Genomic DNA, 21,042 nt, shown 5'->3' with positions numbered 1-21,042 from the left:
CTCTCGCCTCAGCCCTGGCCGGCGTCGACCGAGACGGTCTGGCCCGGTCGCAGCACCTCGTTGCCGCGGATCACCGCGAGCTCTCCGTCCTCCAGTCCGTTCAGGACCTCGAACCGGTTGCCCACGCTCTCGCCCAGGCGGACCGATCGGGGGACCGCCTTGCCGTCTTGCACGACGAAGACGATGTTCTCGCCGCGCTGGACGGTCACCGCGTCCTTGTCGACCGTCAGCACCTGCCGGCTCTGGTCCAGCGGGACCTCCAGGGTGATCGCCTGGTTCGCCGCGGTCGGCACCTGGGCGCTGTCCTGCGGCGTGAAGCGGACGGCGCGCGTGCGGGTGCGGGTGTTCTCCTCCGGGATCACGGCGCGGACGGCGGCGCTGAGCCGGGTGCCGTCCTGCAGCTCGGCCTCGACGACGGTACCGGGGCGCAGGCCGCCGGTCCGGTCGGCCGGCACGTCGGCCTCGATCTCCAGTTCCAGGTGATTGAGCATCGTCACCACCGGATCGCCGAGCCGCACATAGGAGCCGGCGGACACGTAGCGGACCGTCACCACCCCATCATACGGCGCGGTGATGGTCGCGTCAGCCAGGGCGATTTCCGCCAGGTCGAGCTGCGCCTTCGCGACGGCGGCGTCTGCTTCGGCGGCCCGCAGACCGGCGCGGTGCGCCTCCACGTCGCGCTCGGCATCCTCCATCCGGTCGGGGCGGTGGGCGCTGGAGTTCCTCAGCTTGCTCAGCCGGTCCAGGGTCTGCTGCGCTTTCGCCAGATTGGCCCGCTCGGCGATGATGTCGGCCGCGGCCGCCTTGGCCTGGGCGGCCACCCGTTCGCGCTCGGCGGTCAATCGGTCGCTGGAGAGCCGGGCGACGACGTCGCCTTTGCGGACCTGGTCGCCGACCTGCACCGCGACCTCGTCCACCTGCTCGGCGACCCGGGCGGCGAGCACCCCGGCCTCGCGGGCGACGAACCGGCCGAGGACATTGACGGTGGCGATCAGCGGCTGGCGGGTGACCGGATCGACACTGACCGAGGCGGCCCGCCCCTGGGCCAGGGCCGGATCGGCCGTGCTCAGGAACGCGCATAGGGCCAAAAGCCCGAGGATAAGGCCGGCGGGTCGGGTCGAAACGGGCATCGTCTGCAAGTCCTCGATGTCACTAGGCGATTGTAAGGTAGCACTCGCTGCGGCCTTGCAAGTCTACAGGGTGAGATATACCAAAGTCCGCAACTATTAACGGGCCGCCGGCTGCCGGCATGTCTGGATGGGCGGCGCGGGGAAGCGGCCGAAAAGCGAGTTTTTCCAATGGCATCCACCCCGACCGTGATCGAGACGGAGCGCTTGGTCCTGCGGCCGCATCGGCTGGAGGACGCCGAGAACATCACCCGGCTCTGGGCCGATCCGGAGGTGGTGCGCTACATCGGCCAGCCGTCGACCCGTCAGGAGAGCTGGTCGCGGCTGCTGCGCTATGCCGGCCATTGGGCACTGTTCGGCTACGGCTATTTCGCGGTCGAGGAGCGGGCGACCGGCCGGTTCATCGGCGATGTCGGCGTGGCCCAGTTCCGGCGCGAGGGAGTGGACGAACCCGAGAACTCGGCCGAGGCGGGCTGGGTCCTGTCGAGCGGGTGCCAGGGCCAGGGCTTCGGCCGGGAGGCGGTGACGGCTCTGCACCGCTGGATCGATACGTCACTCCCCGTACTCCGCACCCACTGCATCATCGACCCCCGGAACGAGGCGTCGGTCCGGCTGGCCCGGTCGGTCGGCTACGCGGAAATCGGTACCGTCAGCTACGCCGGCGACACCGTGCTGCTGCTGGTGCGCGAGCGGGGGGCTTGCTAGGCTCGGCCCATGACAACGCTTCTCTATACCCATGACGCCTGTGTTCACCACGAGCCGGGCAAGATGCATCCCGAGCACCCGGCGCGCCTGAAGGCGATCTGGCAGGCGCTCGAGGCACCGAATTTCAGCAAGCTGGACCGCCGCGAGGCGCCGCTGGCCTCGGTCGAGCAGATCGCCCGGGTCCATCCCGAGCGCTACGTGGCCGCCATCCTGGAGGCGGTGCCGAAGACCGGCATGGCGGCGATCGACGGCGACACCTTCCTGTCCCCCGGCACGGGCGAGGCCGCCCTGCGCGGCGCCGGCGCCGCCGTGGCCGCGACCGACGCGGTGCTGGGCGGGGAGGCGGCCAACGCCTTCTGCGCCACCCGGCCGCCGGGACACCATGCCGAGCCGGACCGGGCCATGGGCTTCTGCTTCTTCAACAACGTCGCCATCGCCGCCCGGCACGCCCAGGAGGTGCACGGGCTGAAGCGCGTGGCGGTGATGGATTTCGACGTCCACCACGGCAACGGCACCCAGGCGGCGTTCTGGGACACGCCCAGCCTGCTCTACGCCTCGACCCACCAGATGCCGCTCTATCCCGGCACCGGGGCGGCGACCGAGCGGGGGCAGGGCAACATCGTCAACGCGCCGCTGGCGCCGATGTCCGGCGGTCCTGAGTTCCGCCAGACCATGAGCGACCGCATCCTGCCGGCGCTGGAGGCGTTCCAGCCGGAGCTGCTGATCATCTCCGCTGGATTCGACGCCCATCGCGACGACCCGCTGGCCTCGCTGATGCTGGAGACAGAGGATTTCGTCTGGGCGACCAAGGAGCTGATGCGGGTCGCCAAGAAGGTCTGCGGCGGCAAGATCGTCTCCTGCCTGGAGGGCGGCTACGACCTGCAGGCGCTCTCCGTGTCGACGGCGGCCCATGTGAAGCAGCTCATGAAGGGCTGACGGGCCACGATCCGCGCTTTCCCGCGGCCCGCCCGCCGGCCTTGTTTCGCACCCGCACCCTGCATACACTCCGCGCGCTTTCCGGAGGATAGACGTGACCGATACACAAGCTGCCAAACCCGTCGCCGCGCCCGTCGACGCCATGAGCTTCGAGGACGCCCTGCGCGAGCTCGAAGCGATCGTCGAGACCCTGGAGCAGGGCCGGGGATCGCTGGACGATGCCATCGCCGCCTATGAGCGGGGGGCGGCGCTGAAGAAGCACTGCCAGAAGAAGCTGGAGGAGGCGCGCCTCAAGGTCGAGAAGATCAAGCTCGACGAGAGCGGCCAGCCGTCCGGCACCACCGATTTCGACGCCTGAGGGGAGCTGTCGATGGCCGACCTGCAGACCCTGCTGGAGGAGTGCGCCGCCACGGTCGACAAGACCATGGACCTGCTGCTGCCCCAACCGGACGACGCCGAAGCGCGGCTGTTCGAGGCCATGCGCTATTCCTGCACGGCGGGCGGCAAGCGGCTGCGGCCGTTCCTGGTGATGCAGTCGGCCAACCTGTTCCGGGTCGACAAGCGTTGCGCCGCCCGGGTCGCTGCGGCCGTCGAGTTCATGCATACCTACTCGCTGATCCATGACGACCTGCCGGCGATGGACGATTCCGACCTGCGCCGCGGCCGGCCGAGCTGCCACAAGCAGTTCGACGAGGCCACGGCGATCCTGGCCGGCGACGCGCTGCAGGCGCTGGCCTTCGAGGTGCTGGCCGCGCCCGAGACCCATGCGGATCCGGCGGTTCGGATCGAGCTGGTGCGCGAGCTGTCCCAGGCGGCCGGCGGCCACGGCATGTGCGGCGGCCAGATGATCGACCTGCTGGCCGAGCGCGACGGCGAGATGAATATCGGGGCTATCACCCGCCTGCAGCGCCTGAAGACCGGCGAGATGTTCGCATTCTCCTCCGTGGCGGGCGCGATCCTGGGCAAAGGCTCCTATCGGTCCTATATGGCTCTGCATAACTTCGCGCAGGAATTCGGCCTGGCCTTCCAGATCGCCGACGACCTGCTTGACGCCGAGGGCGACCCCGAGAAGACCGGCAAGCCGGTGGGGCAGGACGCCGCAGCGGGAAAAGCCACGTTCGTGTCCATTCTCGGGGCGGAGCGGGCCCGGGCGCAGGCCCATCTGCTGATCGATCAGGCGGTGCATGCGCTCGAGGTGTTCGACGAGGCGGCGGATCCGCTGCGCGAGGCTGCGCGTTACGTCGTCGACCGCACGAACTGACGGACTGGAAAGTAGGATCATGAGCCATCGGCCCGAGACACCGCTCCTGGACCGGATCGCCACACCGGACGATCTGAAGGGGCTGAGCGTCGCCGAACTGCGCCAGGTGGCTGACGAGCTGCGGGCTGAGACGATTTCCGCGGTGTCGGTGACCGGCGGCCATCTGGGCGCCGGCCTGGGCGTGGTCGAACTGACCGTGGCGCTGCATCATGTGTTCGACACGCCGCGCGACAAGGTGATCTGGGATGTCGGCCACCAGGCCTATCCGCACAAGATTCTGACCGGCCGCCGCGACCGCATCCGCACCCTGCGCCAGGGCGGGGGCCTGTCCGGCTTCACCAAACGGTCGGAGAGCGTGTACGACCCGTTCGGCGCCGCACACAGCTCCACCTCGATTTCCTCCGGTCTCGGCATGGCCGCCGCCCGCGACCTGCTGGGCGACGATTTCGACGTGGTCTCGGTGATCGGCGACGGTTCCATGAGCGCCGGCATGGCCTATGAGGCGATGAACAACGCCGGTGCCTCGGCCAGTCGCATGCTGGTGATCCTGAACGACAACGACATGTCGATCGCCCCGCCGGTGGGAGCCATGAGCGCCTACCTGTCGCAGATCGTGTCGTCGCGCTCCTTTGCCTCGTTCCGCGAGCTCGGCAAGCAGGTCGCCCGCCACTTCCCCAAGCCGCTGGAGCGCGCCGCCCAGCGGGCCGAGGAATTCGCCCGCGGCATGCTGACCGGCGGCACCCTGTTCGAGGAGATGGGCTTCTTCTATGTCGGCCCGGTCGACGGCCATAACCTCGACCACCTCGTGCCGATCCTGAAGAAGCTGAAGGGCCGCAAGCAGGGCCCCGTGCTGCTGCATGTGGTGACCGAGAAGGGCCGCGGCCATCCATTTAACGAGACCAATGCCGAGAAGTATCACGCGGTCGCCAAGTTCGACGTGGTCACCGGCGCCCAGTCCAAGCCGAAGCCGAACGCGCCGAGCTACACCAACGTCTTCGCCGACAGCCTGATCCAGGCGGCCGAAGCCGACGAGCGCATCGTCGCGGTGACCGCCGCCATGCCGTCCGGCACCGGCCTGAACAAGTTCGCCGAGCGCTTCCCGCACCGGAGTTTCGATGTCGGCATCGCCGAGCAGCACGCGGTGACCTTCGCCGCCGGCATGGCCTGCGAGGGCCTGAAGCCGTTCTGCGCGATCTATTCAACCTTCCTGCAGCGCGGCTACGACCAGGTGGTCCATGACGTGATGCTGCAGGAGCTGCCGGTGCGTTTCGCCATCGACCGGGCCGGCCTGGTCGGCGCCGACGGGGCGACCCATGCCGGCGCCTTCGACCTGACCTATCTCGGCTGCCTGCCGAATTTCGTGATCATGGCGCCGTCGGACGAGGCGGAGCTGAAGCACATGGTCGCCACCGCCGCCGCCATCGACGACGGCCCGTCCGCCGTCCGCTATCCGCGCGGCGAAGGCGTGGGCGTGGAGTTGCCGGCGACCGGCTCGGCGCTGGAGATCGGCAAGGGCAGGGTGGTGCGCGAGGGGACGACCGTCGCGATCCTGTCGCTCGGCACCCGCCTGCAGGACGCGCTGGCCGCGGCTGATGCGCTGCAGGCACGGGGGATTTCCACCACTGTGGCCGATGCCCGGTTCGCCAAGCCGATCGACACCGATCTGGTCACCCGCCTGGCCCGCGAGCATGCGGTGCTGATCACGGTGGAGGAGAACGCCATCGGCGGCTTCGCCACCCAGGTGCTGCACCATCTGGCCCATGCGGGTCTGCTCGATGGCGGGCTGGCGGTGCGGCCGATGGTGTTGCCGGACCGCCCCATCGACCACGACAGCCAGGCCGTCCAGTACAGGGATGCCGGGCTGCATGCCGAGTCCATCGTCACCATGGCGATCGGCGCGTTGATGGCGACCGGCGCCAGCATCGACATGTCGGCCGGACCGGTGGCCTGAGCGGCGTCTATTCGTCCTTCTCGCGTTCGATCCGGGCGCGCGCCCGCCGCGCGCCGAGCCAGACGAGGGCCGCGATGACCGGGACGGCGAAGCCCTGGACGGCGGGCACATTGACCGCCACTCCCATCGCCTTGACGGCATAGAGCAAATATCCGGCAACCCCGATCACGTAGTAGGTGATGGCCGCCACCGACAGGCCTTCCACCGTCTGCTGCAGGCGGAGCTGGAGCCGCGCCCGTTTGTCCATGGAGGCGAGCAGGTCGCGGTTCTGCGCCTCCAGGGTGATGTCGACGCGGGTGCGCAGCAGGTTGGCAGCCCGGGTCGCCCGCTCCGACAAAGAGGACTGCCGCGCCGCCGTCGACTCGCAGGTCCGCATGGCCGGCGTGAAGCGGCGGTCCACATAGGCGCTCGGCGTCGGGTGGTCGCCCAGGGGCACCTCGGCGATCTCCGCCACCCGGTCGCTCACCAGCCCCTGATAGGCCCGGGCCGCGGCGAAGCGATAGGAAGTGGCGGCGATGTTCTCCTCGATCTCGGCGGACAGGGTGATCAGCCGTTCGAGCATCCGCTGCTCGTCGTCGATCTGTCCGGCCGAGGTCATGGTCCCGGTCAGTTCCGCCAGGGAGGCGTCGATCCGGGCGATGGTCGGGGCGGCCTCGCGCGCCTTGGGCAGGGCCAGCAGGGCCATGTCGCGGTAGGTCTGGATCTCCACCAGCCGCTGCACCAGCCGGCCCGCCTGGCGCGGCAGCAGGGTGCGGTCGAACACCAGCATGCGGGTGAACCCGTCCGGCGCGATCCGGTGGTCGGTGGCGATCTCCGCCGCGCCCGCCAGCACCGTGGCCCGGCACAGGGAGGCGAGCGACAGGTGCTTGGCCAGTTCCGCCTCGGCCCGGTCGGTGCCGGCGGCGATCAGCGCCAGATGAATGGCGACGACCCGTTCGCCCGGCAGGGAGGCGAGCCAGTCCGCCGGCACGAGGGAGGAGGCGGGTTCGGCGAAAGGCGCGTCGAACGGTCCGTGCCGCAGGAAGGTGTAGGTGGTGAACTCGGTATGGCGCTCCCATTTCAGGCGGAACGTGCCGAAATCCATGATGTGGTGCGTGGCCCCGTCACCGGGCGGGGTGCCGCCGAGACGGGCGCAGAGCTCCTCAAGCCGGACCCGCTCGGTATCCCGGGCTCCGGTGCCGGTCAGCATCGCGATGTGGGAGACCCGCTCCGGCGCTTCCAACTCGGCGAACGGCCGCGCGTGCAGTTCCGCCGCCAGCGGAAATCTGAGGGGATGGTCTGACGGGGCGGACATTGGGCCGGCACCTTGCCGCTGCGGATGCGCCTATTACGCGTGAAAGACCGGCGCGGATCAAATGGGGTCGGTTTATTATTCCCATATTCTTCGGAATACCGTTGCAATGGCACCGCCGAATCCTTATATTCGCCCTATGGACAGTTCCGAGACAGCGCGCCGTCTTGAGGCCCTGGGCAACGAGACCCGGCTGGAGATCTTCCGCACCCTGGTGCGTGCGGGGCCCGACGGCTTGCCGGTGGGCGAGATCCAGTCCCGCACCGGCACCGCGCGCTCGACCCTGTCGCACCACCTGCACAAGCTGATCGCCGTCGGCCTGGTTCGCCAGGAACGGGATGGGACGACCCTGTACTGCCATGCCAATTATATCGAGATGCAGGCGACCATCGACTACCTCACCCGGGAGTGCTGCGCCGATGCGCGGGGCAGGTCCTGCAGTGCCGCGTAATCGCGGCTTTTTTTTGCCCAAGAATGTCGATATTCTTGGGAATAAGGAACAAGGAGACGTGCCATGGCCGATATGGCCCTGACCACCCGGCGTCTCGCCGGTAGGATAGATTGGACGCTGGTCGTCGTGCTGGCGGGTTTCGCCGTGCTCGCGCTCCTCGATGCGGGGCAGGCGCAGGACAGCGCCATTTTCGTCGGCGAGGCCCTGCTGGGGGTCGCGCCCTTCCTGTTCGCGTCCATCGCCATCGCGGCCTATGCCAAGGCGAGCGGGGCCGACAGCCTGATCGCCCGCGCCTTCGAGGGACGCGAGGTGACGATGATCGGGGCGGCCGCCCTGGTGGGGGCGCTGTCGCCGTTCTGCAGCTGCGGCGTGATCCCGCTGATCGCCGCCCTGCTGTCCATGGGCGTGCCGTTGGCGCCGGTCATGGCCTTCTGGCTGGCGTCGCCGCTGATGGACCCGTCCATGTTCTTCCTGACCGCCGGCACGCTGGGCATGGATTTCGCCCTGTTCAAGGTCGCCGCCGCCATTGCGGTCGGCCTGATCGGCGGCTTCGGCACCTACGCGATCGGCCGGGCTGGCGGCTTCGAGAACCCGCTTCGCGAGGGTGTTGGCAACGGCGGCTGCGGCGCCTCCAGCGTGCGGTCGCCCAAGCAGGTCGTCTGGCAGTTCTGGCACGAGCCGGCGCGGCGCGAGAAATTCGCCAAGAACGCCTGGGAGAACACCCTGTTCCTGGGCAAGTGGCTGGCGGTCGCCTTCTTCCTGGAGAGCCTGATGCTGGCCTATATCCCGGCCGAGACCGTGAGTTCGGTCATCGGCGGGGAGGGCTGGCTGCCGATCCTGGGCGCCACGCTGGTCGGGGTGCCGGCGTATCTGAACGGCTATGCCGCCCTGCCGCTGGTCGGCGGGCTGATCGAGCAGGGCATGGCGCCGGGAGCGGGCATGGCGTTCCTGCTGGCCGGCGGCGTCAGCTCCATTCCCGCCATGATCGCGGTTTGGGCTCTGGCCCGACCCCATGTGTTCGCCGTATACCTGGGCTTCGCCTTTGTCGGAGCCTTCTCCATGGGAGCGCTGTACGGCGTGATCGTTTGACCACTTCCTCCTCCATGGCGGCGGCGTTTCCCACAGGACGCGTCGCCGCCCTCGCCATTGCCGAAACTCTTGTCTGGGCCGGGATGTTCTACAGCTTCCCGGCGCTGATCGCGTATTGGGAGGCCGATCTCGGCTGGTCGAAGACCGAGCTGGCCGGCGCCTACTCCGCCGCCCTGGTCTGCTCCGCCGTCTGCGCGCCCTTCATGGGCAAGCTCATCGACAAGGGCCACGGCCGCGCGGTGCTGACCACCTGCGCGGTGATCGGCGGCCTTCTGGTCGGGCTGTTGAGCCAGGTACAGGCCTCCTGGCAGTTCTTCGCGCTCTGGCTCGGCATCGGCGTGTGCATGTCCGGCTGTCTCTACGAGCCGTGCTTCGCCTTCATCACAAGGATGATGGGCGGCGAGGCGCGCCGGGCGATCACCCGCATCACCCTGATCGCCGGTTTCGCCGGGACCGTGTCCTTCCCCCTCGGCGGTTTCGTGGCCGAGGCCCATGGCTGGCGCATCGCGGTGCTGACCTTCGCGGTGATCATCCTGGTGGTCGCCATCCCGCTGTTCCGTTACGGCACCGCCCTGCCGGCCCCCGAAGAGGAGACGGAGGAACGCTCGACCCTGCCGGACGGGTCGTCCGATCTGCGCCGGGCCATGGCCAAGCCGACCTTCTGGCTGCTCGGCGTGACCTTCGCGATGATCGGGCTGACCCACGGGATGGTCATCCCCCATCTGCTGCCGATGCTGGCCGAGCAGGGGGTCGCGGTGGCGACGGCGGTGCTGGCCGCCTCGATGATCGGGCCGATGCAGGTCGCCGGACGGGTGGCGATGATGGCGATGGAGCGCCGCTTCTCCATGCAGATCATCTGCGCGGTGTCCTTCCTGTTCATGCTCGCGGCGATCTTTTCGCTGATCGGGTCGATGGCGTGGCCGTTCCTGCTGGCCGCCTTCGTGTTCTTCCAGGGCTCCGGCTACGGGGTGACGTCGATCACCCGGCCGGTGGTGACGGCGGAGATCCTGGGGCGCAAGGGTTTCGGGTCGATCTCCGGCGCGCTGGCGCTCGGCTTCATGGGCGCCAATGCGGCGGCGGCGACGCTCGGGGCGGCGCTGTGGGAGGTCGGCGGCTATGCGCTGATGCGCTGGGCGATCTTCGTCCTGATCCTGGTCGGCGCGACGGCATTCCTCACCGCGATGACGCTGGCGAAGCGGGAGCGGGCGACCTAGTTCGTCGCCCTGGTCATTCTCTATTTCTCCCAACCGTCATCCCGGGAGACCCCGGACTTGATCCGGGATCTGCCCGGGACCCTGCCCCGACGCCCGCACCGGGTCCCGGCCTGCCCCCGGATCAGGTCCGGGCGCATCCGGGATGACGGTGTGATTTAAGCGGGGCCGCTCGCCGCCAGCAGGGAGGCGTTGCCGCCTGCCGCCGTGGTGTCGATGCAGAGATGCCGCTCCAGGACGTAGCGTTCCGGATCGATCCGGTCGGTGATTGGGATCAGCAGAGGCCCGTCGCGTTTGGCCAGGGCCTGGGCGAGGGGGCGGACGGCCTCGCGGTCGCCGGCATAGGCCACGCCGTCGATGCCGGGGATCTCGGCCAGGGCCTCCACCGCGATGGCGCCCTCAGCCACGATCAGGGCCGGGGCCAGGTCCTTCAGATCGGCCAGTGCGTCCTCCGCCCCCGGCGCGACGACCACCGCCCGGTTTCCGGTCGCCAGCGCCTGGATCGCCTGATCGCGCGCCGCCTCGGCACTCGGCCCCAGGCACAGGATGAGGCCGCGCGGATGGACGCTGAAGCGGTTGCTCTCGCCGGTCGGGCCGGGGAGTTCCAGCACCTGATCGGCGATGTCGGCCGCCGCACTCAGCGCCGGCGATCCGGAGGACAGGGCCTTGCCGACCGCCCGCAGGGAGGACCGCCCGCGCGCCGAGGAGATCAGCCGCGACAGGGCGGCGGCATCGACGAACCCGGCGGGCGGCTGGGCGGCCACCGGCTCCTCCTGTGACGTGCGGAACCGCGACAGGTAGTGCGGCCCGCCGGCCTTCGGGCCGGTGCCGGACAGGCCCTCGCCGCCGAACGGCTGGGAGCCGACGATGGCGCCGATCTGGTTGCGGTTGACGTAGAGGTTGCCGACCTCGGCCCGGTCGACCACCTGCTGCACCCGGCTGTCGACCCGGGTGTGCAGGCCGAAGGTCAGGCCGTAGCCCTTGGCGTTGACCCGCCCGACCACCCCGTCGAGATCGTCCGGCGCGAAGGTCGCGACATGCAGGACCGGGCCGAAGATCTCGCGCTCCAGCTCCTCGATCCCCTCCACCTCGATCACCGTCGGCGGCACGAAGGTGCCCTTGGCCGGGGTCTTCAGCCGCTTCAGCACCTTGCCGGCCTTCTCCATGGCGGTGCAGTGCGCCTCGATCCCGTCACGGGCTTCGGCGTCGATTACCGGCCCCACATCGGTCGACAACAGGCGCGGGTCGCCCAGGCGGAGCTCGTCCATGGCGCCGAATAGCATTTCCAGCAGCCGGTCCTTCACCTCGCGCTGGACATAGAGGCAGCGCAGGGCCGAGCAGCGCTGGCCGGCGCTCTGGAAGGCCGAGGCGATGATGTCGCGCACCGCCTGTTCGGGCAGGGCGGTGCTGTCGACGATCATGGCGTTCAGCCCGCCGGTCTCCGCGATCAGCGGTGCGTCGGCGGCGCCGGTCTCGGCCATGGCCTGCTGGATGCGCCGGGCGGTGTCGGTGGAGCCGGTGAAGCACACGCCGTCGATCCGCGGGTCGCCTACCAGCGCGCCGCCGACCGTGGCGCCGTCGCCGGGCAGGAGCTGGATCACGTCGTTCGGCAGCCCCGCCTCGTGCATGAGCGCCACAGCGCGGGCGGCGATCAGCGGCGTCTGCTCGGCCGGCTTGGCGATGGCCGTGTTGCCGGCGGCGAGCGCGGCGGCGATCTGCCCGGTGAAGATCGCCAGCGGGAAGTTCCAGGGCGAGATGCACACGAAGGTGCCGCGGCCCTTCTCGGCATCGCCGAAGCGGCGGGTCTCAGCTGCGTAGTAGCGGCAGAAATCGACCGCCTCGCGCACCTCGCCGATGGCGTCGAGCAGGGTCTTGCCGGCCTCGCGCGCCAGGATGACGAAGAGCTCCGGGGCATTGGCCTCGTAGAGATCGGCCACCCGTTCGATAAGCGCCGCCCGCTCGGCGGCGGGACGCTCGCGCCAGGCCTGCTGGGCCGCCCGGGCGCGCAGGATGGCGTCCTCGACCTCCTGCTCGCTCGTCTCCACCACCCGGCCGACAAGGTCGTCCGGATCGGCGGGATTGATCGCCTCGACCCCCGGCCGGTCGCCGCCATGGGTCGGCGCAGCACTCCAGGTCGCCTTGGCGAAGGGGGCGCGGGCCTCGTCCAGCTCGGCCAGGTCGACCGGATCGGTCTGGTCCCAGCCCTTGGCGTTGCGCCGCCCGGCACCGTAGATGTTCGCCGGCTTGGGGATACGCGGATTGGCGGTGCCGGCGCGCGGAAAGGGGTCGGCGGCGACCTGCTCGGCGGGCACGCTCTCGTCGACGATCTGATTCACGAAGGAGGAGTTGGCGCCGTTCTCCAGCAGGCGGCGGACCAGATAGGCCAGCAGGTCCTGGTGCTTGCCGACCGGGGCGTAGATCCGGCAGCGGGTGCCGTATTCCTGCTTCATCGTGCCGTGCAGCGACTCGCCCATGCCATGGAGGCGCTGGAACTCGAAGCTGTCCCGGTCCTCACCCGCCATATGGAGGATGGCGGCCGCCGTGTGTGCGTTGTGGCTGGCGAATTGCGGGTAGATCCGGTCGGTCATGCCCAGCAACAACCGCGCGCAGGCGATGTAGGAGACGTCGGTATTGGCCTTCTGGGTGAAGACCGGATAGCCGTCCAGCCCGAGGGTCTGGGCACGCTTGATCTCGGTGTCCCAGTACGCCCCTTTGACCAGCCGCACCATGATCCGCCGGTCCAGCCGCTCGGCCAGATCGTAGAGCCAGCGCAGGACGAAATGGGCGCGCGGCCCGAAGGCCTGCACCACCACCCCGAAGCCGTCCCAGCCGTCCAGCGCCTCGTCGCTCAGCACCGCCTCAATCACGTCGAGGGAGAGGTCGAGCCGGTCGGCCTCCTCGGCGTCGATGTTGAAGCCCATATTGGCGCTCTTCGCCAGCAGGGCGAGCGAGCGGCAGCGGGCGGTCAGTTCGGACATCACCCGCTTCTTCTGCGACACCTCGTAGCGCGGGTGCAGGGCCGACAGCTTGACCGAGATGCCCGGGTTCTCGCGGATGTCCTTCGATTTGCAGGCGGGGGCGATGGCGGTGATCGCGTCGGAGTAGGAGAGGTGGTAGCGCCGCGCGTCGGCCTCGGTGCGGGCGGCCTCGCCCAGCATGTCGAAGGAATAGGTGTAGCCGCGCTCCTCCATCCCGGCGCCGCGTTTCATCGCCTCTTCGATGGTGCGGCCGAGCACGAACTGGCGGCCGAGCTCGATCATCGCCTGGCCCACGGCGGTGCGCACCACCGGTTCGCCAAGGCGGCGCACGGCCCCGCGCAGGGCGGTGACCAGCCCCTGCTGCTCGCCCGGCCGAAGGACGCCGCCGGTCAACATCAGCGCCCAGGTGGAGGCATTGACCAGGGAGGAGGAGGAATGGCCCAGATGCTGGCCCCACTCGCCGGGGACGATCTTGTCCTCGATCAGCGCGTCGATGGTCGGCGTGTCCGGCACCCGCAGCAGCGCTTCGGCCAGGCACATCAAGGCGATGCCTTCCTTGGTGGAGAGGCCGTATTCGGCGAGGAAACTCTCCATCGCCGTGGGCTCGGTCGAGCTGCGCACGCTTTCCACCAGCCGGGCGGCATCCTTGGAGATCGCCGCCCTGTCCGCCTCGCTGAGGGAGGCCGCCTGCTTCAGGGCGGCGATGCGCTCCGCCTCCTCCGCCAGGGTAGCCGCCCGGATCTCGGCCCGCAGATCCGCATTCGCATGCGTCGCGGTGGCCAGGGAGGCGGTGGCCAGGGAGGGCGTGGAATGGCTATGCTCGGCCGACGGTGCGGTCATTGCCTTCTCCGATCTGGGGTTGTTGGAAACCTACACGCTGGAGGGGTGGTCCGTCATCGCTTGTGAAACTGTCCAGGGCGCCACGCCACGTGACCGAGATCGGCTTCTATCACCTGACCGCCACCGCGATGGACCGCGCCCTGCCGAAGCTGCTGGAAAAGACTCTGGAAGCCGGCGAACGCGCCGTGGTGCGCCTGGCCTCGGCCGAGCGGGTGCAGGCGCTGAACGCCCATCTCTGGATCTATGAGGAGCGCTCCTGGCTGCCCCATGGCTGCGAAAAGGACGGCGAGGCGGCGCTGCAGCCGGTCTGGCTGACCGACCGGGAGGAGAACCCGAACGGGGCGGGCTTCCTGTTTCTGGCCGAAGGGGTGGAGGCGTCGGACCTGGACAGCTTCAAGCGGGTCTTCGACCTGTTCGACGGCCGTGACGACCAGGCGGTCGCCGCCGCCCGGTCCCGCTGGAAGACGGCGCGCGACGCCGGTCACACGCTCACCTACTGGCGTCAGAAGGACAATGGCGGCTGGGAGAAGGCCGGGTAGGGCAGCGTGCGGCCGTAAGCAATCTTGCCACCGGCGCTTGCCGCTGCGCACCCGCATCGCTATAAGGCGCGCGAGCGTGCCGGCGGGGTGATCTGCCCCGCTCGGAACCCACAGTTTCCTTCAACGCATCTGCCAACGGAAGAGAGAGCCATGGCCCTCCAGCGCACCTTCTCCATCATCAAGCCGGACGCCACCGAGCGCAACCTGACCGGCGCCGTCAACGCCAAGATCGAAGAGGCGGGCCTGCGCATCGTCGCCCAGAAGCGGATCCAGATGACCCGCGCCCAGGCCGAGACCTTCTACGCCGTCCACAAGGAGCGGCCGTTCTTCGGCGAGCTGGTCGACTTCATGATCTCCGCCCCGGTCGTCGTCCAGGTTCTCGAAGGCGAGAACGCGGTCGCGAAGTACCGCGACGTCATGGGCGCCACCAACCCGGAGCAGGCCGCCGAGGGCACGATCCGCAAGGCCTTCGCCAAGTCGATCGGCGAGAACTCGGTGCACGGCTCCGACGCTCCGGAGACCGCGGCGATCGAGATCGCCCAGTTCTTCAGCGGCAACGAGATCGTCGGCTGACTTTAGGTCCTCACCACTCTGTTCCGACTTCCTGGACGCCCCCGGTTGTTACCGGGGGTGATCCAGGACCCTGGATCGGACGTCGGCATTACGGTCCTGGATCGTCCCTTCGGGCCGTCCAGGAAGTCGGTGAGGGGTAGGAGGGCGGCTGACGCTCGCCAGACCGTAGAAACGAAAAGGGCCGGTCCTCAGGACCGGCCCTTTTTTCATGCGCGGAACGCTTGGCTCAGGCGACGAAGATCGCCAGCAGCGCCACGAAGATCGCCAGCGCGACTCCGGTCCAGGTCGTGAAGCTCATGAAGCCGTCCCAGAACGCCTTCCGCTCACGGGTCATTTCAGCGAATTGATCGTTACCGGCCATGCTTCTATGCCCTCCAAGGCGCAGGATTGTTCGTCTGACGGGTTTATACGGTAAGGCGCGCGGCGCGAAAAGTGTCTTGCGGCACTGCCAGATCGCAAACCCTCAGATCATCGTGCCCATCATGCCGGCGCCGACCGCCGCGATCGTGACGCCTGCGACACGGATCGCCGTCATCCCGTTGGCGCTGAACCGCCGGGTCAGAACGAGCGCACCGAACAGCCCCGCCGCGTGCAGCAGTGCGGTCGCCAGCGCGAAGCCCGCGCCATATTCGACGGCCGTCAGCATCGGTCCCATCTCGGTTCCGTGTGCATGGCCATGGAATACCGCGAAGACGCCGGCCAGACCGACGGCGGCGGTCTGCGTCAAAGACCGTCCGAAGGTGGTCGCCAGGCCGGTGACCACGATGGAGGCGGCGATGCCCACCTCGACCAGCGGCAACGGATAGCCTGACGCGCCGGCCACCGCCCCCAGCATCATCATCGCGATGAAGGCGCAGGGCACGCTCCACATCGCCCGTCCGCCGACCACGGCCGCCATGGTGCCGACCGCGACCATGGTCAGAATATGGTCGAGGCCGCCCAGCGGATGCATGAAGCCGGTCAGGAAGCTCCCGGTCGGCCCGGCGCCGGTATGGGCGAAGGCGGAGGTCGTGAAGAGACCGAGCACGGCGACGGTCAGGGCGGCGACGGGAAGCGAGCGCATGGAAAAGACCCTCCGGAATGACGATGGAGGAAGTCTAGACCGCGCTTTTGCGATGCAACAAGACGCAGGGTGTCGTCGCTGGCGGTGCGCTCAACCGGTGAAGGCGCGCCGGCCCTCGATCCGCACCGATCCGCCGGCCAGCAGCGCCAGACCCGTGGGATAGATCCGGTGTTCCTGCTCCAGAATCCGCGCCGACAGGCTCGACTCGTCGTCGCTGTCCAGCACCGGGACGGTGGCCTGCGCCAGAATCGGGCCGTCATCCAGGTCGGGCGTCACCAGATGGACGGTACAGCCCGCCACCTTCACCCCGGCGTCCAGCGCCTGGCGCTGGGGGTGCAGCCCCTTGAAGCACGGCAGCAGGGAGGGGTGGATGTTCAGCATCCGCCCGGCCCAGCTTTCCACGAATCCGGTCGACAGGATCCGCATGAACCCGGCGAGGCAGACGATCTCGCAGCCGGCCGCGCGCAGGGCGGCGTCCATGGCGGCATCGAAGCTCTCGCGGTCGGCGAACTGCTTGTGATCGAACACCTGGGTGGCGATCCCGGCCTTGCCCGCCCGCTGCAGGCCGAAGGCGGAGGCCTTGTTCGAGATCACCAGGGCGATCTCCGCCGGGTAGGTCGGGTCGGCGGCCGCGTCGATCAGGGCCTGCAGGTTGCTGCCGCTCCCCGAGATCAGCACGCCGACGCGTTTGCGCGCCATCACGCCAGCCAGGTCTGATCGAGGCCGTCGAACACCACGGCGTCGCCGCTGCGCTTCTCGATCCGGCCGATGCGCACCGGGGTTTCGCCGTGGGCTTCCAGCGCGGCTTCGACGGCCGCGACTGCGTCCGCTTTGACCATCACCAGCATGCCGAGGCCGCAGTTGAAGGTTCGCAGCATCTCGCGCCCCTCGATCCCGCCTTCCTTGGCGAGCCAGGGGAACACGGCGGGCGGGGTCCAGCTTTGCAGGTCGAGCCGCAGGGCGAGGTGGTCGCCATAGACCCGGGGCGGGTTCTCGATCAGGCCGCCGCCGGTGACATGGACGAAGCCGTGGACGGCATCGGTCTGCAGGGCGGCGAGGCACGCCTTCACATAGATCCGCGTGGGCGCCAGCAGCGCCTCGGCCAGGGTCTTGTCGGACTCGAACGGCGCCGGCGCGTCCCAGGCGAGGCCCGTGCGCTCCACCACCCGGCGCACCAGGGAATAGCCGTTGGAATGCACGCCGGAGGAGGCGAGGCCGAGGACGATGTCGCCCTCGCCGACCTTGTCGCGCTCCAGCACCCGGTCGCGCTCGACGGCGCCCACGGAGAAGCCGGCGAGGTCGTAGTCGCCCTCGGAATACATGCCCGGCATCTCGGCGGTCTCGCCGCCGATCAGCCCGCAGCCGGCCTGGCGGCAGCCTTCGGCGATGCCGGCGACCACGTCGCGGGCGACGGCGACCTCCAATTTTCCGGTGGCGTAGTAGTCCAGGAACATCAGCGGCTCGGCGCCCTGAACGACGAGGTCGTTGACGCACATGGCGACCAGGTCGATGCCGACGGTGTCGTGCTTGCCGGATTCCAGCGCCACCCGCAGCTTGGTTCCCACCCCATCGGTGGCGGCGACCAGGATCGGGTCGGAAAAGCCGGCCGCCTTCAGGTCGAACAGCCCGCCGAACCCGCCGAGATCCGCGTTCGCGCCCGGTCGGCGCGTGGACGCGGCCAGCGGCTTGATGGCTTCGACCAGGGCGTCGCCCGCATCGATATCGACACCGGCATCGCGGTAGGTGAGGGGCTCGTTCGGGCGGCCGTTGCCGGGGCCCTTTGAGTAACTGTCACTAGGGGCGGTTATGGTGTCCTCCACCGCGCTGGGCTATAAGTCTGGTTCGGTTGCCGTTTACCAAAGGGGTATCGGGAACCTTTCGCCGCGTTGGCGGTTTATGCCGTGACGCTCATGCTCCCCGCAAGCGGCAAGTGGGAAGAAACCGTGCACCATCGATCCATCTTCATCGCCTCGATCATGCTCCTGGCGGCTGCATTCGGCAGCGCCGGCGCATCGGCCCAGGAGATCTTTACCGTGCGCGGGGTCCCTGTGGACGTGACCGCGGACAGCCCGTCGGCCGCACGCGAGAAGGCGATCGCGGAAGGCCGGCGCAAGGCGTTCGACATTCTGATGGGGCGGTTGCTTCCCGAGGGCGGCGCCTCCTCGGTGCCGCAGCAGTCCGACCAGAGCCTGGCGCTGATGACTCTGGGCTTCGAGGTCGCCAACGAGCGCAGCTCGGCGGTGCGCTACGTGGCGAACATGACCTACGCCTTCGACGAGGCGCGGGTGCGCAACTTCCTGAACCAGAGCGGGGCCGCCTATACCGAGACGCGGAGCCTGCCGGTGCTGGTGATCCCGGTGCTGGACGGCGCCGGCGGTCCGGTGCTGTGGGAGGAGGGCAACCCCTTCCGCGCCGCCTGGAGCCGGTCGCCGGTCGAAGGCGGTCTGGTGCCGGTCGTCGTCCCGTATTCCGACATCGCCGATGTGCGCGAGCTGAGCACGGCCCAGGCGCTGGACGGCGACGAGAAGGCGCTGACCGACATCGCCGAGCGGTATGGCGCGCGGGACGCGGTGGTCGTCGTCGCCAAGCCGAGCGGCGGATCGGTGGGGCTGACGGTCCGGCGCATCGGCCCGTCGGGCTCTGCCCGGACCCTGACCGGCACGGTGTCCGGCGAGACCGACACCGAGCGCTACAACGCCGCCGTCCAGAAGACGGTCGCACTGCTTGAGGACGCCTGGAAGCAGGACAACACGATCCGCGGCGGCACCGAGTCCCGCGTCACGGTGACGGTGCCGATAGACAGCCTGCGCCGCTGGCTGGCGGTCCGCGAAGGGCTCGACCGGACCTCGATCGTCTCGCGCTACGACGTGATCCAGCTCACCCGGATCGAGGCGCTGGTCGACCTCTGGATGATCGGCGGAACCGAGCAGCTTCGCGTGGCGCTGGAACAGCAGAACCTGCGTCTGGTGCCGGGGGCCGGCGATTACTTCCTGATCCAGCGCGGCCAGGAGATCCCGACCTCGCCTGACGGCTACTCCACGTCCGCTCCAGGTGCCGGGCCGGGCCTTCGCCCCGCGCCGGGGACGACAGTTCCGGCGACGGTGCCGGGTGGCACAACCACGCCGTCGAGCGCGCCTCCGACCGGGGGACCGGGCGGGTTCTCGCCGGCTCCGGGCAACGTGTCGCCCCTGCCTGCTCCGGCTGCCGGATAGCGTCTGTGACCAAGCGCGAACGGCAAGTCTTCTGGCTGCTTTTCCTGGCGGTCTTCCTGACGCTCGTCTACGTGCTGCGCGACGTGCTGCTGCCGTTCGTCGCCGGCATGGCCGTGGCGTATCTCCTCGATCCGGTGGTCGACCGGCTGGAACGGTTCAAGGTGAGCCGCACCCTGGGGACGTCGATCGTCGTCCTGGCGTTCTTCCTGGTCACCATCGGACTCGTGCTGCTTCTGGTGCCGCTGCTGCAGACCCAGGTCGAGCAGTTCGCCAAGTCGGTCCCGACCTATGTGGAGATGATCCGCGAGCGGGTCGGCCCGAAGCTTCAGGAAATGCTGTCCGGCTTCGACGAAGAGTCGGCGGTCAACAAGCTGCCGAACATCGCCGGCAATGCCATGGCCTGGATCGGCAATATCTTCGGCAAGCTGCTCAGCGGCGGCGCCTGGCTGGCGAATTTCCTGTCCATCCTGGTGATCACGCCGATCGTCTCGTTCTACCTGCTGCGGGACTGGGACCGCATGGTGGAGACCATCGACGGCTGGCTGCCGCGCGAACAGGCCCCGACCATCCGCGAGCAGATGCGGGCCATCGACCGCACCCTGGCCGCCTTCGTGCGCGGACAGGGCACGGTCTGCCTCGTCCTCGGGGTGTTCTACGCCATCGGCCTGTCCCTTGCCGGGCTCGATTTCGGGCTGGTCATCGGGCTGTTCTCCGGTCTGGTCTCCTTCGTCCCCTTCGTCGGCTCGACGTTGGGCGCCATTCTCAGCGTCGGGCTGGCCGTGGCCCAGTTCGACTCGTGGCAGCCGGTCGCCATCGTCGCCGCCATCTTCGTTGCCGGCCAGCTCATCGAAGGGAATTTCCTGACGCCGAATCTGGTGGGCGACGCGGTCGGCCTGCATCCGGTCTGGATCATCTTCGCCCTGCTGGCGGGCGGCGCGCTGTTCGGATTCCTGGGCGTTCTGCTGGCGGTGCCGGTGGCCGCCGTGATCGGCGTCTTGACGCGGTTCGCGCTGGAGCACTATCTCGCCAGCCCGTTGCATCTCCACGGCATACCGCCCGCCGACGATGCGATGAAACGCATTGAGTATGATGACCACAAGCCCTGACGCCGCCGCCCGCAGACAGCTCGCCCTCGATCTCGGCTTCCGGCCCGCGCTGGGCCGGGCCGACTTCCTGGTGGGGGCCTCGAACGCCGAGGCTGCCGCCTGGATCGACCGCTGGCCGGACTGGCCCGAACCCGCCCGCGGCCTTGCAATCGTCGGGCCGTCTGGTTCCGGCAAGAACCACCTGGCCGCGGTCTGGCAGGCGGCGAGCGGAGCCGCTCTGGTCGATGCGCCGGCGCTCTCGAGCGACATCGTCCCGGACGCCCTGGGGGACGCGCGCAACGCCGTCGTGGACCGGGTCGACGGCGGGATCGACGAGCCGGCCCTGTTCCATCTGTTCAATATGGTGGTTGAGCGGGGCGGCTCGCTGGTTATCCTGTCGCGCACTCCCCCGGCCAGGATGGAGATCTCGCTCCCCGACCTGGCCTCCAGGCTGGCGACCCTGCCGGTCGCGACCATCGGACTGCCGGACGAAGCCCTGCTGGCGGGCGTGCTCGCCAAGCATTTCGCCGACCGTCAGGTGCTGGTGCGCGATGACGTCATCGCGTATCTGGTGAACCGGATGGAGCGGTCCTTCGACGCCGCCGAGCGGCTGGCCGACCGGATGGACCGGGCCGCCCTGGAGGGGGACGGGAAGATTTCCATGCGCGTCGCGCGTCTGGCCATGGCCGACGAGGACATGGGCGACGCGGACGGGCAGTAACGCGAACGG

20 protein-coding genes are annotated in these 21,042 nt (G+C 69.1%); 13 read left to right on the top strand and 7 right to left on the bottom strand.

Features of this window, described 5'->3' with window-relative positions:
- Nucleotides 1-8: 8 nt before the first annotated feature.
- Entirely contained in the window at nt 9-1,130 is a 1,122-nt protein-coding gene (locus T8K17_RS20575) for an efflux RND transporter periplasmic adaptor subunit (RefSeq protein ID WP_322331601.1), read from the bottom strand.
- Nucleotides 1,131-1,298: 168 nt separating this feature from the next.
- Between T8K17_RS20575 and T8K17_RS20570 the strand changes: the two genes are divergently transcribed.
- The 5 genes from T8K17_RS20570 to dxs all read left to right on the top strand — a co-directional run bounded on the left by T8K17_RS20570 (nt 1,299) and on the right by dxs (nt 5,980).
- Nucleotides 1,299-1,832 carry a GNAT family N-acetyltransferase gene (locus tag T8K17_RS20570; protein ID WP_322331600.1) on the top strand — a complete coding sequence of 178 codons (534 nt, stop codon included), beginning with the start codon at nt 1,299-1,301 and terminating at the stop codon, nt 1,830-1,832.
- A 9-nt stretch (nt 1,833-1,841) separates the two neighbouring features.
- On the top strand, nt 1,842-2,768 hold the full coding sequence (locus T8K17_RS20565; protein WP_322331599.1) for a histone deacetylase family protein: 927 nt from the start codon (nt 1,842-1,844) through the stop codon (nt 2,766-2,768).
- Between the two features lie 94 nt (nt 2,769-2,862).
- Nucleotides 2,863-3,126 carry an exodeoxyribonuclease VII small subunit gene (locus tag T8K17_RS20560; RefSeq protein WP_416153138.1) on the top strand — a complete coding sequence of 88 codons (264 nt, stop codon included), beginning with the start codon at nt 2,863-2,865 and terminating at the stop codon, nt 3,124-3,126.
- Between the two features lie 12 nt (nt 3,127-3,138).
- On the top strand, nt 3,139-4,029 hold the full coding sequence (locus T8K17_RS20555) for a farnesyl diphosphate synthase (protein WP_322331598.1): 891 nt from the start codon (nt 3,139-3,141) through the stop codon (nt 4,027-4,029).
- 19 nt (nt 4,030-4,048) lie between these two features.
- Nucleotides 4,049-5,980 (top strand): 1-deoxy-D-xylulose-5-phosphate synthase, encoded by a 1,932-nt coding sequence (gene dxs, locus T8K17_RS20550; RefSeq protein WP_322331597.1) that lies wholly within the window; start codon nt 4,049-4,051, stop codon nt 5,978-5,980.
- A gap of 7 nt (nt 5,981-5,987) precedes the next feature.
- Here dxs and T8K17_RS20545 read toward each other — a convergent pair whose 3' ends face one another.
- Nucleotides 5,988-7,274, bottom strand: coding sequence for a DUF3422 domain-containing protein (locus tag T8K17_RS20545; protein WP_322331596.1), 1,287 nt, complete (start codon nt 7,272-7,274; stop codon nt 5,988-5,990).
- A gap of 136 nt (nt 7,275-7,410) precedes the next feature.
- Here T8K17_RS20545 and T8K17_RS20540 point away from each other — a divergent pair, with 136 nt between their 5' ends.
- The 3 genes from T8K17_RS20540 (at nt 7,411) to T8K17_RS20530 (ending at nt 10,025) form a co-directional block, all read left to right on the top strand.
- A complete protein-coding gene (locus T8K17_RS20540; protein WP_322331595.1) occupies nt 7,411-7,722 on the top strand; it encodes a metalloregulator ArsR/SmtB family transcription factor in 312 nt (103 codons plus the stop codon).
- Between the two features lie 63 nt (nt 7,723-7,785).
- Complete coding sequence (locus T8K17_RS20535) at nt 7,786-8,811, top strand: permease (RefSeq protein ID WP_322331594.1); 1,026 nt, start codon at nt 7,786-7,788, stop codon at nt 8,809-8,811.
- Entirely contained in the window at nt 8,808-10,025 is a 1,218-nt protein-coding gene (locus T8K17_RS20530) for an MFS transporter (RefSeq protein WP_322331593.1), read from the top strand. The genes T8K17_RS20535 and T8K17_RS20530 overlap by 4 nt, the downstream gene beginning before the upstream one ends.
- A gap of 155 nt (nt 10,026-10,180) precedes the next feature.
- Here T8K17_RS20530 and putA read toward each other — a convergent pair whose 3' ends face one another.
- A complete protein-coding gene (gene putA, locus T8K17_RS20525) occupies nt 10,181-13,840 on the bottom strand; it encodes a bifunctional proline dehydrogenase/L-glutamate gamma-semialdehyde dehydrogenase PutA (RefSeq protein WP_322331592.1) in 3,660 nt (1,219 codons plus the stop codon).
- A gap of 89 nt (nt 13,841-13,929) precedes the next feature.
- Between putA and T8K17_RS20520 the strand changes: the two genes are divergently transcribed.
- A complete protein-coding gene (locus T8K17_RS20520) occupies nt 13,930-14,379 on the top strand; it encodes a DNA polymerase III subunit chi (protein WP_322331591.1) in 450 nt (149 codons plus the stop codon).
- Nucleotides 14,380-14,529: 150 nt separating this feature from the next.
- Nucleotides 14,530-14,952, top strand: coding sequence for a nucleoside-diphosphate kinase (gene ndk / locus T8K17_RS20515; RefSeq protein WP_322331590.1), 423 nt, complete (start codon nt 14,530-14,532; stop codon nt 14,950-14,952).
- A 226-nt stretch (nt 14,953-15,178) separates the two neighbouring features.
- Here ndk and T8K17_RS20510 read toward each other — a convergent pair whose 3' ends face one another.
- The 4 genes from T8K17_RS20510 to purM form a co-directional block, all read right to left on the bottom strand.
- A complete protein-coding gene (locus tag T8K17_RS20510; RefSeq protein ID WP_322331589.1) occupies nt 15,179-15,313 on the bottom strand; it encodes an aa3-type cytochrome c oxidase subunit IV in 135 nt (44 codons plus the stop codon).
- A 102-nt stretch (nt 15,314-15,415) separates the two neighbouring features.
- Nucleotides 15,416-16,015 carry a HupE/UreJ family protein gene (locus T8K17_RS20505; protein ID WP_322331588.1) on the bottom strand — a complete coding sequence of 200 codons (600 nt, stop codon included), beginning with the start codon at nt 16,013-16,015 and terminating at the stop codon, nt 15,416-15,418.
- Between the two features lie 90 nt (nt 16,016-16,105).
- Nucleotides 16,106-16,714, bottom strand: a complete 609-nt coding sequence (gene purN, locus T8K17_RS20500; protein WP_322331587.1) for a phosphoribosylglycinamide formyltransferase — start codon at nt 16,712-16,714, stop codon at nt 16,106-16,108.
- Nucleotides 16,714-17,823, bottom strand: a complete 1,110-nt coding sequence (purM, locus tag T8K17_RS20495) for a phosphoribosylformylglycinamidine cyclo-ligase (protein WP_416153201.1) — start codon at nt 17,821-17,823, stop codon at nt 16,714-16,716. The genes purN and purM overlap by 1 nt, the downstream gene beginning before the upstream one ends.
- Nucleotides 17,824-17,958: 135 nt before the next feature.
- Between purM and T8K17_RS20490 the strand changes: the two genes are divergently transcribed.
- The 3 genes from T8K17_RS20490 to T8K17_RS20480 are packed head-to-tail and all read left to right on the top strand — an operon-like array spanning nt 17,959 to nt 21,033.
- Nucleotides 17,959-19,227, top strand: coding sequence for a DUF2066 domain-containing protein (locus T8K17_RS20490; RefSeq protein ID WP_322331586.1), 1,269 nt, complete (start codon nt 17,959-17,961; stop codon nt 19,225-19,227).
- Nucleotides 19,228-19,232: 5 nt separating this feature from the next.
- Nucleotides 19,233-20,333: an AI-2E family transporter gene (locus tag T8K17_RS20485; RefSeq protein ID WP_322331585.1), complete on the top strand. Its 1,101-nt coding sequence runs from the start codon at nt 19,233-19,235 to the stop codon at nt 20,331-20,333.
- Nucleotides 20,317-21,033, top strand: coding sequence for a DnaA ATPase domain-containing protein (locus T8K17_RS20480; RefSeq protein WP_322331584.1), 717 nt, complete (start codon nt 20,317-20,319; stop codon nt 21,031-21,033). Before T8K17_RS20485 ends, T8K17_RS20480 begins: the two co-directional genes overlap by 17 nt.
- Nucleotides 21,034-21,042: the final 9 nt, after the last annotated feature.

Source organism: Thalassobaculum sp. OXR-137 (assembly GCF_034377285.1).
GTDB lineage: Bacteria > Pseudomonadota > Alphaproteobacteria > Thalassobaculales > Thalassobaculaceae > Thalassobaculum.
The sequence above is the reverse complement of the archived record's forward strand: the minus strand, read 5'-3'. Positions and strand labels throughout refer to the sequence as shown.